Source organism: Prosthecodimorpha hirschii, assembly GCF_001305515.1.
GTDB lineage: Bacteria > Pseudomonadota > Alphaproteobacteria > Rhizobiales > Ancalomicrobiaceae > Prosthecodimorpha > Prosthecodimorpha hirschii.
In genome coordinates this window covers 5,221,036-5,233,450 of record NZ_LJYW01000001.1, presented here as the reverse complement: position 1 = coordinate 5,233,450, position 12,415 = coordinate 5,221,036, and the positions used below count along the sequence as shown (strand labels likewise).

At 67.5% G+C, this 12,415-nt stretch carries 9 protein-coding genes; 2 read left to right on the top strand and 7 right to left on the bottom strand.

Annotation, left to right across the window (positions count from 1 at the left end; translation table 11 throughout):
- Window positions 1–24: 24 nt before the first annotated feature.
- The 6 genes from ABB55_RS23035 to ABB55_RS23010 form a co-directional block, all read right to left on the bottom strand.
- Entirely contained in the window at window positions 25–471 is a 447-nt protein-coding gene (locus tag ABB55_RS23035) for a type III secretion system chaperone (protein ID WP_054360908.1), read from the bottom strand.
- 313 nt (window positions 472–784) lie between these two features.
- On the bottom strand, window positions 785–1,102 hold the full coding sequence (locus tag ABB55_RS23030; RefSeq protein WP_054360907.1) for a hypothetical protein: 318 nt from the start codon (window positions 1,100–1,102) through the stop codon (window positions 785–787).
- 226 nt (window positions 1,103–1,328) lie between these two features.
- Complete coding sequence (locus ABB55_RS23025; RefSeq protein ID WP_140939817.1) at window positions 1,329–1,769, bottom strand: hypothetical protein; 441 nt, start codon at window positions 1,767–1,769, stop codon at window positions 1,329–1,331.
- A 38-nt stretch (window positions 1,770–1,807) separates the two neighbouring features.
- Window positions 1,808–5,599 (bottom strand): bifunctional diguanylate cyclase/phosphodiesterase, encoded by a 3,792-nt coding sequence (locus ABB55_RS23020; RefSeq protein ID WP_160321297.1) that lies wholly within the window; start codon window positions 5,597–5,599, stop codon window positions 1,808–1,810.
- Window positions 5,600–5,717: 118 nt separating this feature from the next.
- The gene (fcl, locus tag ABB55_RS23015) at window positions 5,718–6,659 is read right to left on the bottom strand and encodes a GDP-L-fucose synthase (RefSeq protein WP_054360904.1); all 942 of its coding nucleotides are present in this window, start codon (window positions 6,657–6,659) and stop codon (window positions 5,718–5,720) included.
- Window positions 6,660–7,040: 381 nt separating this feature from the next.
- A complete protein-coding gene (locus tag ABB55_RS23010) occupies window positions 7,041–7,745 on the bottom strand; it encodes a hypothetical protein (protein WP_054360903.1) in 705 nt (234 codons plus the stop codon).
- 624 nt (window positions 7,746–8,369) lie between these two features.
- On the opposite strand from ABB55_RS23010, the gene ABB55_RS23005 reads away from it, so the two are divergent.
- Together ABB55_RS23005 and ABB55_RS23000 are read left to right on the top strand one after the other, a co-directional pair.
- On the top strand, window positions 8,370–8,822 hold the full coding sequence (locus tag ABB55_RS23005; protein WP_054360902.1) for a (2Fe-2S)-binding protein: 453 nt from the start codon (window positions 8,370–8,372) through the stop codon (window positions 8,820–8,822).
- Between the two features lie 85 nt (window positions 8,823–8,907).
- Window positions 8,908–11,172 carry a xanthine dehydrogenase family protein molybdopterin-binding subunit gene (locus ABB55_RS23000; RefSeq protein ID WP_054360901.1) on the top strand — a complete coding sequence of 755 codons (2,265 nt, stop codon included), beginning with the start codon at window positions 8,908–8,910 and terminating at the stop codon, window positions 11,170–11,172.
- 185 nt (window positions 11,173–11,357) lie between these two features.
- On the opposite strand, the gene ABB55_RS22995 is transcribed toward ABB55_RS23000, so the two are convergent.
- Window positions 11,358–12,359 carry a UDP-glucuronic acid decarboxylase family protein gene (locus ABB55_RS22995; protein ID WP_054360900.1) on the bottom strand — a complete coding sequence of 334 codons (1,002 nt, stop codon included), beginning with the start codon at window positions 12,357–12,359 and terminating at the stop codon, window positions 11,358–11,360.
- Window positions 12,360–12,415 lie beyond the last annotated feature (56 nt).

Here is a 12,415-nt window from a genome sequence, read left to right as displayed (position 1 = left end):
GCCCCCGGCGCTCGGACGTGACGGTCAGATGCGCACGAAATGCTGCGCGATCTCGGTATCGAGCGTTCCGGACACCGGGACGGTGTCGCCGTGGCGCAGAACGTTGATGGTCGCCGCGAAGGCTTCCAGGAAACCGGACAGCCGGGCGGTATCCAGCCCGTCGATCGGCAGGGCGCAACAGAGGCGCAACGCATCGCCCTCCGGGTCGAGCGCGAGCCAGGCGTTGGACAGCGGGTGCCCGAACAGATTGAGCCGCATCGCGGCTTCGAGGTCGGCCGCGCGGTTCGGGCCGAGCCGGCGGATGGCGGCCTGCAGGTAGACGAAGCTCGCCCCTTCGGGACTTTCGAGCGAGAAGCTCTCGTCGTCGAGAACCAGGGTCAGGACGCCGGACGGATCGGGCGAGAGGTCTTCGCCGATTTCCGCCCCGAGATCGGCGAGCAGGTGGAGGAAGGCGTCGGACGACTGTTGCATCCCCGATGTCCCGCGACTGAAGGCGCAGCCCGGGGCGATGCGCAAAGCGCCGTTCGCCCCCGAAAGCCCGCCGCTTCGAGAACCGGGACCGGCACGAATCCGTGCAAAAGACTCAAAGCCCGCCCCGGCAGCGACCTGCGGCACAATCCGGGCCGGCCGCTGACGGCAGGACCGGACTCGGCCACCGCCGGACACGCTAGTGATCTTCCACAATGGCGATGTGACAGTCGGGCGCCGGGAACGGAAACGGCACCGCTGCCGGCGGATCGGGTTGCCGATCGGCGCGACGCAGGGCGGCGGGAGACCGGTTCTCTTAAGGGCGAAGGCCGCGCGGCGCCCGGCGCGCCGGTTCGGGCCGCGCCGGGTCGGCGGGCGCGGAATCGGCCGGCAAGGGGTCGGCAGCCGGCACGGGCCGGACCAGATCCATGGCGCCGATCAGCAGCGCGGTGGCGAAACCGAACTGCACGGCCAGGACGGTCAGAATGGCGGAGCCCGGCGCCCAGCCCCAGACCAGGGCCGCGACGGCGTGCAGCGCCAGGGCCGCCAGCGAAAGCAGCGCGATGGCGTTCACCCGGCAAAAGAGCCCGGACAGGAGGCCACTGAGGACTGCCACCACAAGGAGGACGAGCATGGACCGGTTCGCATTCTAGACTTCGACGACGCCCAAGATATTGCGAAAATATGAATAGCATCTTTATGAATAAACGCGCGTTTCCCGAAATCGAGACCGGTGTCGTCTGGATTAAAATTCTCACGATCCGATTCACGAAATCTTGACTCTGCTGCGATCGGCAGCGGTCGGGATCGGCGGTCCGCGTCAGGTCGGGCCAGGTCGGTCCGGGTCAGGTCGGGCCGGGTCAGGTCGGGAGCGCACGCCCCTCGAATAGCGCGGCCGGCACCGCCAGCGTGGCCAGCCTCGGCTCGCCGATGTCGAAGGCGACCAGCTGCCACCAGAACAGACGCTTGCGCCGCCCGTTATGCATCGCCGTCCAGGGGATGAAGAGCGGCGGATGGCCGATCCGGAACAGCGGCAGGATGGCGATATGGAGGCCTTCCGGGGTCACCGTGATGGTCAGGGTGTTGCGGTAGTTGACGAGGCCCATCTGGCCGGATTGCATGGCGAAGCGGTGCCCGGACACCGGCGCCCGCGCCCGATAGCGTTCGGCCACCCGCCCCCAGCCGCCGATCGCGGCGAGCAGCTTCGAAATGCCGGCGAACATGCCGACGAGAGCGACCGGGAACAGGACGACCATCCCCAGCACCAGGGGAGCGAGGCTCGAACCGTAAGCAGACGTCATGGTCGCGGACACTCCCGGCCGGTCGCGGTCGCCGCCGACTATAGCGAGGCCGACTGGCAACCACGAGCCTCGGCAGGCCCGCCGGCGATTTCGACCGGTACCGCCGGAATCTCCGCCGATGCCTGCGGGGCGCGGTCGACCGCGGTCGTGTCGGCTCCGAGCATGAGCGGGATGTCGCGGTTCGGAACGGGGCGCGAGAAATAGTAGCCCTGGACATATTCGCAGCCCATGGCCTGCAGCAGGTCGAGCTGCGCGGCCGTCTCGACGCCCTCCGCAAGCGCCACGATGCCGAGATTGTGGGCGAGGCCGACGATCGTGCGGACGATCTCGCGCGAGGTATCGTCCTCCGTCAGCTTGCGTACGAAGCTCTTGTCGATCTTCAGCTTGTCGATCGGCAGCTGGCTCAGATAGGCGAGCGAGGAATAGCCGGTCCCGAAATCGTCGATGGCGAGGCGCACGCCGAGCGCCTTCAGTTCGGCCAGGCGACGGTCCAGCCCCTCGCCGTGGTCGAGCAGCGCGCCTTCGGTGATCTCCAGTTCCAGGCAGCGGGCCGGCAGGCCGGCCGCCGAAAGGGCCGCCGCCACGCGCTCGACGATGTCGCTTCGCTTGAACTCACGCGGCGTCAGGTTGACGGCGACCAGATCCAGGGCGACCCCGGCCTCGCGCCACGCCTGCAATTGCCGGCAGGCCTCCGGCAGCACCCATTCGCCGATCGGCAGGACGAGACCGGTCTCGTCGGCGATGGCCAGGAACCGTCCGGGCTCCATCAGGCCATGCACGGGATGGCGCCACCGGATCAGGGCTTCGACGCCACGGACCCGCCCGTCCGCGGTCCCGACCAGAGGCTGGTAGTAGAGCTCGAACTCGCCGTTGTCGATCGCGCGGCGCAGGCCGATTTCCGTATCGAGCCGGGCCGAGGCGGCTTCGGTCAGATCGCCGGTATAGAAGCGCACGGTGTCGCCACCGGCGGCCTTGGCCGCATAGAGCGCGGCATCGGCATGCTGGAGCAGATCGGTCGCGTGATCGCCGTCGCCGGGGAAGACGGCGACGCCGATGCTGACGGTGACGTAGAGGCTCCGGCCGCCCGCCAGGGTGAAGGGTTGGTCGAGCTGGCGGCGCCAGTGCTCGGCCTGGACGCCGATGGCATCGCGATCCGTGACGCCGTGGATCACGGCGACGAATTCGTCGCCGCCGAGCCGGGCCAGCACCGCCCCGATCGGCAGCCCCTCCTTCAGCCGGTTGGCGACCGCCACGATCAGCTCGTCGCCGACCGCATGACCGAGACTGTCGTTGACCGTCTTGAACCGGTCGAGATCGAAGAACAGGACCGCGCCGCCGGACTGATAGGCGGCGGCATTGCCGAGCGACTGGCCGATCGCGTTCATCAGCGTGGCGCGGTTGGGCAGGCCGGTCAGAACGTCGTGATTGGCCAGGAAGGCGAGATGCGCCTCCGAGGTCTTCAGCTTGCCGATGTCGATGAAGGTGCCGATCCGCCGGACCGGGCGGCCCTGGGCGTCGCGCACGGTCGAGATGGTCAGCCATTGCGGATAGACCTCGCCGCTGCGCCGGCGGTTCCAGATCTCACCCTGCCAGTGGCCGTTCTCGTTGATCTCCCACCACAGCGCCTCGTAGAAGGCCTTGTCCTGCAGACCCGAGTTCAGGATGCTGACCGAGCGGCCGACGGCTTCCGCCCGGCTCCAGCCCGTGATCACCGTGAAGGCCGGATTGACGTCGATGATCCGACCGTTCGGATCGGTGATCATCACGCCTTCCTGCGTGTTGGAGAACACGGCCGCAGCCTGCCGGAGGGCCTCTTCGTCGCGCTTCTGCTTGGTCAGGTCGACATGCGTGCCGACCATGCGGATCGGCTCGCCGGCGGCGCCGCGCACCACGAAGGCGCGCGACAGGATATGGCGCCATTCGCCGTTCTTGGCGCGCATGCGGAACTCGCACGCGTAGGAATCGCGACGCCCGTCGAAGATCGCGGCCGTCTGGTCGTGCGCGGCCTGACGGTCGTCGGGATGCAGCAGGGCGTCGTGGCTCTCGATCCGGTCCTCGATCTCGTCCTCGCCATAGCCGAGCATCGCCTTCCAGCGCGGCGAGTAGTAGATCGTACCGGTGACGAGGTTCCAGTCCCAGACGCCGTCATTGGCGCCGCGCATCGCCAGATCGAAGCGTTCCTGGCTGGCCCGCAACGCATCCTCGGCCCGGCGGCGCGCCGTGATGTCCTGGAGGGTCGCGATCACCGTCCGTTCGCCGGACTTGGCATCGCGCGCGCTGGTCGCCGTGATCGCGACGATCACCGTGCTGCCGTCCGGCCGCAGGAGCCGACGTTCGGCCGACATGACCTGTCGCTCGCCGGAGAACAGCATCGATACGGAGGCCGCAACGGCGGACCGCTCGTCGGGATGCACCAGGTCGAGCGGCGTCCCCGTCTCCAGCTTCTCCGGATCGATCCCGGTGATCTCGTAGAAGGCCCGATTGCAGCGGCCGAACCGGCCGCCCGCCCGGATCTGGACGATCCCGACCGGCACCTGGTCGAAGGTCACCCGATAGCGATCCTCCGCCGCCTGCGCCTCGCGCTGGCGGGCAAGGTCGGACAGGACCACCCCGAGCCGCTGCCGCTGCCAGAGGAACAGGCCGAGCGCCAGGCTGGCCCCGAAGGCGACCGCGACGCAGACCGCCGCCGCGACGGCAAGGTGGCGCAGGCCGGCCAGGGCCGTGTTCTCGTCGATCTCGGTCAGAACGAACCATCCCGGCACCGGCAAGCGCGCCGCTGCCGCCAGGATGCCCGTGCCGCTGCCATCCGGCGCTTCGATCCGCCGATGCCCGGTCGCGGCGAAGATCGCTTCCGGGGAATCCTCCCCGGCCTCCTCGTCTGCGCCCGGCAGGAAGGCCTGGCTCCGCGCGAACAGGGTCTCCAGGCGACCGTCCACCGTCCGCATCAGGAGCGTCCGCGACCTGTCCCCGCCGGCCATGCGCTGGAAGAACGGCAGATCCGGCAACCATTCGCCGATCACGAAGGCCTGCACGGGCGCGCCGGACGTCGCCGGCGCCCCCGACGGGTCGCCGGCCCGACGCGGCGGCACCAGGAGGCCGCGGACCGGAGCGATCGCTCCGAAATGCGTCTGACCATCGGCCTGGCGATGCAGGTCGATCAGGGTGGTGACCTGGGGCGCCTGGCCGTCGACCCGCCCGGACATGGCCGCGATGCGTTGCAGCATGACCGTATCCGGCTTGGCATCGGCACTGCCCGCCAGGAGGTGCCCGTCGGCATCGACCAGCGCGATGGCGACGAAGCCGAAAATGTCCCGGGCGGCTTCCATGGTCCGGTCGATGGTCACGCGGTGGAGCGGCTCCGCCGACGCATCCGAGGCGGATCGGGCGATCGCCTCGAGACTGTGCTGACGGCTGGCCAGCCAGTCGGAAATGGCCTGCCCGCGGGCCTCGGCGGTCGCCTCCAAGTGGTCGAAGACGCCTTGACGGAGGGCACTATCCTCGGCGCGATAGACCAATACGGCGATCATGCCGACGGCAAGGACCGAGGCGCCGGCCGCCAGAGGCTCCCACAACCGAAGCCGGATCGACTCCTCGCCCGCGGCCGCCTCGAGCGGCACGTTGCGCAGCACCATGTGGAGCAGCAGCGAGGTTACGGCGACGAAGAACAGACCTTTGTATTTCGCGAGCTCGGCAAGACTCGCCGGATCGGCTATCTGGGCCAGAAGCGTGTCCGAAGCGTATATCCAAAGAGTTGCAAATCCTGCATAGAAGACAACGATGCGGACGGCGCGTGCCTTGACAGAAAACAGCGAGATGAAGCGAAACGCCATGGGATGCCCGATCGCATCGGCTGCCGACATTGGGATCGAGCCGAGAGTGCGGCGATGCTACTTCCAAGCCCCTTATAATCCGTTACATGAATATATTAGAGAGCATCGGATTCGCTGATCAGCCGCGCGCGAGAAACCACGCATAGGCGGACCGGATGCCCTCCTCCAGGCCGATCCGTGCCTGCCAGCCGGTCCCGGCGAGGCGGCCGCCATCCATCAGCTTGCGCGGGGTGCCGTCCGGCTTGGTCGTGTCGTAGCGCACGGCGCCCTCGAAACCGACCACCCGGGCGATCAGCGCGGCCAGTTCGGCGATGGTCACATCCGTTCCGGAGCCGACATTGACGTGGCCGGCATCCGAATAGGTCTTCATGAGATGCACGCAGGCATCGGCGCAATCGTCGACATGGAGAAACTCGCGCCGCGGCGTGCCCGTGCCCCAGACGACGATCTCGGCGTCGCCGCGCTGCCTGGCCTCGTGCGTCTTGCGGATCAGCGCCGGCATGACGTGACTGGAGGCGAGATCGAAATTATCGCCGGGACCATAGAGGTTGGTCGGCATGGCCGAGATGAAATCGCAACCGTGCTGGCGCCGGTAGGCCTGGGCGAGCTTGATGCCGGCGATCTTGGCGATCGCGTACCATTCGTTGGTCGGCTCCAGCGGACCGGTCAGCAAGGCATCCTCGACGATCGGCTGGGCGGCGAATTTCGGATAGATGCAGGACGATCCGAGAAACAGCAGCTTCTCGACGCCGACGCGATGCGCGGCCTCGATGATGTTCGCCTCGATCATCAGGTTGTCGTAGAGGAAATCGGCCGGATAGGTGTCGTTGGCGAGAATGCCACCGACCTTTGCGGCGGCCAGGAAGACCGCATCCGGCCGTTCCTTGTCCATCCAGGCCCGGATCGCACGCTGATCGCGCAGATCGGCTTCCGCCCGATCGACCGTCAGCACCGTGCAGGCCTCCGAGCCGAGCCGGCGCACGATGGCGGACCCGACCATGCCGCGATGCCCGGCCACCCAGACGCGCTTCCCGACAAGCGAATAAATAGGATCCGACATGGTTGTGAAATCTCCAGAGCGTCGTTCGGCAATAGGTGGCGTCCGATCGAAAAGCAACCGGCATGCCGGTCTGGCGCCATCTGTCGGGCGCTGTCGAATGATGCCGTCGAACTATGAAGATCGCAGGACTCGGCGGGACCGGGCCTTGGAGGCAGCGGCGGCCCGGCCTCGATATGTGTGCGGTCGGAAAAAGGAATGGGGGATTGTCGGCGGCGAGAAGGACCCTGCGATCGAGGAAGCCGGCATCAGGCAACGGCCGGCGTCCTGTCATCGGACGCAAGGTTCGACCGACGCAAAGGTCAAGGATACGGATACTCGAAGGGGGCGATAGCGCCGGGATGCGGCACCCGGCGGACCGGGCGCCGCATCCCGGTCTGGTTCTCAGGGGAGCGTGCAGGTGCCGGTGCCGCCGTCGCGGACGTAGGAATCGGTCGAGGCGGCGCCGTTGGCGGCGGTCACGACGTTGAGACCCGGGGCCAGGAAGACCGGGGTGCTGCGCCGGGTCGTGCCGTTCAACTGGGTCAGAGGAACGCCGTTGACCGAGACATTCAGCAGGTAGGCGCCATTGTCGAAGAGATTGACGAAGGGCTGAGCCCGGCCGGTCGCCCCGTTCAGCGCGCAGCCCGGGATCACCGTCATGGAGGATTTGCGGCTCGCGGCATATTCGACATCGCCCGTCACCGTATTGCCGACGGTGCTCGGAATGCAGACGTTCGCCTGCCCGGGATCCGGCGTTGCGTCGAACGTGTAGCTGTCGGTGCCGGCGCCCTTCAGCACCACCGCAACGGTATCGACCTGCGGCCCGAGCCAGACCGTGGCGTCGGGGCTGGAAAAGTTGACGCTGGCCACCGGGGTCCGGTTGAGCAGGACCGTCGCCTTCGCATTCTTCCTGGCATTGTAGAGTCCCGCCTTGACCATCGGCGCCAGGCCGTTGACCGGGTGCAGCGCGCACTCGATGCCGCCCGACGCATAGGTCTTGCCGCTCGGGCCGACCTGCACGCCGGTCAGCGCATCCGCATCCGGAGCGAGGGCCAGGGAGGCGACCAGGCCGAGCAGACCGACAAAGCTATGGCGTCCGTATTTCATCGTATGTCCCCGAGCGTCACGATCAAAATCCGTCTGAAATCCGGAATCACGCCAGATCTCGCCCAAATGCCGCTCCCCGGCGGCCACAACCATCGCCGATCACGGTCCGAATTCACGGGTCGACCGGCGCACAATGCATTCTTCATACCGAGAATGTCATGACGCTGACGTCCTGTACTGGCGAATTCAAAAGGAGATCTTCACGAATATTCAAAAATTAACCCGGGAACCGACGAAGGGTCAGACTCTCGTCAGCCTGATCGCGTATCATCGACCGGTGGAGTTTGCGCCGTGGAACCATGAATGTTCCGACGCATTTTATGAAATTCCACGGACTTCCCTTAGGATTCATTAGGCAAATCAGGACATGACGACTGCCATCCTCCGCGAGCGATTCGTCGGCGGCAAGGCAATGCCCAATCGATGGCCCCAGGCTTTACACGTTTGCGAAGCCTTTGCGACGAATCAGCCTCGAATTCCATTCGAATTCTCGCGCCTGGCTGAGATGACGCTTACACGACAGGTAAACATGACTTAACATTTGGTGACGTAGGGTCCGCCCCGGCGAACACGACCTTGGGACGGCTCGGTCTTGGCGCCCCAAACGCCCTTGGGGAACGAGACATGTACAATCTGACCATCAACGGGAAGTCGTATTCGGTCGACGTGCCGGCCAGCATGCCGCTGCTCTGGGTGCTGCGCGACGTGGTCGGCCTGACGGGCACGAAATATGGCTGCGGCATCGAGGTGTGCGGCGCCTGCACCGTGCTGGTCAACGGCGAGCCGGAGCGCTCCTGCGACATGGAGGTCAAGGAGGCGGTCGGCAAGCAGATCACGACGGTCGAAGGCCTGTCGCCGAACCGCAGCCACACCCTGCAGCTGGCCTGGATCGCCAAGCAGGTGCCGCAATGCGGCTACTGCCAGTCGGGCATGCTGATGAAGGCCGCGGCCCTACTCCGGCAGACGCCGAAGCCCACGGACGCCCAGATCGACGCCGCCATGAGCAATGTCTGCGCCTGCGGCACCTATCCCCGCATCAAGGCCGCCATCAAGGCCGCCGCCGGCATCGCCGCCTGATCGCCGGTCCGGTCGCGCGCCGTCCCCGGACGGAGCCGCTGTACCGCCGCCGGTCCCGCATGCCCATTTCAGGAGCCCGTTCGCCATGACGATCCATCAGAACGCCCCCGATCCCACCACGGTCAGCCGCCGCACCCTCATCGGCCAGGGCGCCGCCGCCTTCGCCGGCCTCGCCATCGGCTTCGGCCCTGAGATGGCCGCCGCCAAGAAGGGCAGCGGTGGCGGCAGCGGAAGCGGAAGTGGAAGCGGAAGCGGGAGCGGCGGCACGACGACGCCGACCGGCACGCCGACCACCGCCAATGTCGGCGGCCTCGTCGGCACCTATGTCGGCAACTGGCTGCTGATCGGCGCCGACAACACCGTCACGATCCTGTGCGGCAGCCAGGAGATGGGCCAGGGGATCATGACCGGCCTCGCCCAGGTGGTGGCCGAGGAACTGATGGTCGATTGGAACCAGGTCAAGGTCGAACATGCCCCGGCCGGCAACTTCACCTATGCCGACCCGGCGATGCGCGGCGTGACCGGCGGCTCGATGTCGATGCGCGGCTACTACCAGGGCCTGCGCGTCGCCGGCGCCAAGGCCCGCGAGATGCTCAAGATGGTGGCCGTCGCCCGGTTCGGCGGCTCGCTCGGCAATGCGGTCGCGGCCTCCGGCACCGTTTCGGTCAACGGCCAGACCGCCACCTATGGCGCGCTCGCGGCCGCCGCCGCCCAGCAGACCCCGCCGTCGAGCCCGGCCCTGATCGGCAACGGCCGCCTGATCGGCCGTTCGGTGGCGCGCACCGACATCCCCGCCAAGGTCGACGGCAGTGCCGTCTTCGGCATCGACGTGCGCCTGCCCGGCATGGTCTATGCCGCCGTCAAGCATTCCCCGGTCCATGGCGGCACGCTGTCGCCCACCTACAGCCCGGCGACGCCCTCCGGCACCCTCAAGGCGGTCAATATCGGCACGGCGGTCGCCGTCGTCGCCACCAACACCTGGGCGGCCAAGAATGCGGTCGCAAGGCTCACCCCGAGCTGGATCCTGCCGGTCGGCGCCACCGACATCGACAGCGCCAAGATCGATGCCACCGCGCAGACCCTGATGGCGTCCGGCACGCCGCTGAACGCCGAACTGCTCGGCGATGCCGAGGGCAGCTGGGCGGGTTCGCCGAAGCGGCTCGAAATGACCTATGCGGCGCCGTTCATGGCTCACGCCACGCTCGAGCCGATGGCCTGCACGGTGCTCTACACGCCCGGCCAGTCCTGCGAGGTCTGGGCCTCCACCCAGGCGCCGCCCTCGGTGGTCGGCGTGGTCACCAAGCTGACCGGCCTGCCGGCCACCGCCGTCGTCGTCCATCCGATGTTCATGGGCGGCGGCATGGGCCGCAAGTTCGAGACCGATTTCGTCACCGAGGCGGTCAAGATCGCCATGGCGGTGCCGGGCAAGCCGGTCAAGCTGACCTGGACCCGCGAAGAGGACATGACCCACGACTTCTACCGGCCGATGGCCCTGTCGCGGGTCCGGATCGGCCTCGACGCCAACGGACAGCCGACCTCGTGGTCGAACCGCATCGTGACGCCGTCGATCCTGCTGCGCTTCGGCGTGCCGGGCACGATGGTCGACAGCCAGGCGGTCGACGGTGCCATCGGCCTGCCCTACGCCTTCCCGTCGAAGCGCGTCGACTATGTCCGCCACACCACCACCGCCCCGGTCGGCTTCTGGCGCTCGGTCGGCCATTCCTACAACACCTTCGTGGTCGAATCGGCGATCGACGAGGCGGCGCTCGCCGCGGGCGTCGACCCGCTCCTGTTCCGTCAGCGCCTGCTCGCCGCGTCGCCGCGCCATCTGGCGGTCTTGAACGCCGCCGCCGCCCTGGCCGGATGGGGCACGCCGCCGCCGGCCGGCCGGGCCCGCGGCATCGCCATGACGATCGGCTTCGGCAGCATCGTCGCGCAGGTGGCGGAGATCTCGGCGCCGACGACCGGCGCGCTGACGGTGCACCGCATCTCCTGCGCCATCGATTGCGGCATCGCCGTCAATCCGGACCAGGTCACCGCGCAGATGGAAGGCGGCATCATCCAGGCGCTCGGCGCGGCGATGTGGAGCCGGATCACCTTCGCGGCCGGCCGGACCGTGCAGCGCAACTACAACAACTACCGCATGCTCAAGATGCGCGAGACGCCGCAGATCGCGGTCACCATCGTGCAGCAGGGCAGCCCGATCGGCGGCGTCGGCGAGCCGGGCGTGCCCTGCGTCGCCCCCGCGGTCGCCAATGCCTATGCGAAACTGACCGGCACGCGCTTCCGCTCCCTGCCCTTCTTCCCGAATGCCGGAACGATGGGCGAGGACGAGGGCGAGGACGACTGACCCTTCGCCCGACCGGAACGAGCGGGCAGGTTCGGCGGATCGGCCGGCCTGCCCGTTTCGCATGGCGCGGCGGCGCCCTGCCGCCGGACGCGGCGCGGCCACCCCGCCGGCACCATTGGGCGGAACGGCCGCCGGCACCCGCGGTCGGAACGACCGCCGGCACCCAAGCGGGACCGGCCCCGCCGTCAGCCCATGGGGTTGGCCGCGTAAGCTGCCGTGCGCGACGCCAAAGCGCCGCCGATCACGCCGCTGCCGAGCAGCCCCTCGAAATAGCCGATCGTCTTCTCCAGGCCCTCGCGCAGGGCAACCTTCGGCTCCCAGCGCAGGATCTCGCGGGCCTGGCCGATATCCGGCCGACGCTGCAGAGGATCGTCCTGCGGCAGCGGCCGGAACACGATCTTCGACTTCGACCCGGTCAGTTCGATCACCTGCTCGGCGAGGGCGCGGATCGTGAACTCGTCCGGATTGCCGATATTGATCGGCCCGGTCACGTCGTCGGGCGTGTCCATCATGCGCATCATCGCCTCGATCAGGTCGTCGCGATAGCAGAAGGAGCGCGTCTGCAGACCTTCGCCGAAGATGGTGATGTCTTCGCCGCGCAGCGCCTGGACGATGAAGTTCGATACCACGCGCCCGTCATGGGGATGCATGCGCGGGCCGTAGGTGTTGAAGATGCGGACGACCTTGATCCGCAGCCTGTGCTGCCGATGGTAGTCGAAAAACAGCGTCTCGGCGCAGCGCTTGCCTTCGTCGTAGCAGGAGCGGATGCCGATCGGATTGACGTTGCCCCAATAGCTTTCGACCTGCGGGTGGACGACCGGATCGCCATAGACCTCGGACGTCGAGGCCTGCAGGATCCGGGCGCGCAGCCGTTTGGCGAGGCCCAGCATGTTGATGGCGCCGTGCACGCTGGTCTTGGTCGTCTGAACCGGATCGTGCTGATAGTGGATCGGCGAGGCCGGACAGGCCAGATTGTAGATCTCGTCGACCTCGACATAGAGCGGGAAGCAGACGTCGTGGCGCATCAGCTCGAAGCGGCGATGGCCGATCAGGTGCTCGATATTGCGCCGGGTGCCGGTGAAGAAATTGTCGACGCACAGAACCTCGTCGCCACGGTCGAGCAGGCGTTCGACCAGATGGGAGCCGAGAAACCCAGCCCCGCCGGTCACTAAGATGCGCTTGTACATTCCCGCTCCTTCATTCGTCCGCGCGGATTTGAAAAGTCCTATCAACCGTCACCCTG

Excerpts from the sequence above, each read along its gene's own strand:
- ABB55_RS23035 (WP_054360908.1), bottom strand. The coding sequence starts at position 471 with ATGCAACAGTCGTCCGACGCCTTCCTCCACCTGCTCGCCGATCTCGGG.
- ABB55_RS23030 (WP_054360907.1), bottom strand. The coding sequence starts at position 1,102 with ATGCTCGTCCTCCTTGTGGTGGCAGTCCTCAGTGGCCTCCTGTCCGGG.
- ABB55_RS23025 (WP_140939817.1), bottom strand. The coding sequence starts at position 1,769 with ATGACGTCTGCTTACGGTTCGAGCCTCGCTCCCCTGGTGCTGGGGATG.
- ABB55_RS23020 (WP_160321297.1), bottom strand. The coding sequence starts at position 5,599 with ATGGCGTTTCGCTTCATCTCGCTGTTTTCTGTCAAGGCACGCGCCGTC.
- fcl (WP_054360904.1), bottom strand. The coding sequence starts at position 6,659 with ATGTCGGATCCTATTTATTCGCTTGTCGGGAAGCGCGTCTGGGTGGCC.
- ABB55_RS23010 (WP_054360903.1), bottom strand. The coding sequence starts at position 7,745 with ATGAAATACGGACGCCATAGCTTTGTCGGTCTGCTCGGCCTGGTCGCC.
- ABB55_RS23005 (WP_054360902.1), top strand. The coding sequence starts at position 8,370 with ATGTACAATCTGACCATCAACGGGAAGTCGTATTCGGTCGACGTGCCG.
- ABB55_RS23000 (WP_054360901.1), top strand. The coding sequence starts at position 8,908 with ATGACGATCCATCAGAACGCCCCCGATCCCACCACGGTCAGCCGCCGC.
- ABB55_RS22995 (WP_054360900.1), bottom strand. The coding sequence starts at position 12,359 with ATGTACAAGCGCATCTTAGTGACCGGCGGGGCTGGGTTTCTCGGCTCC.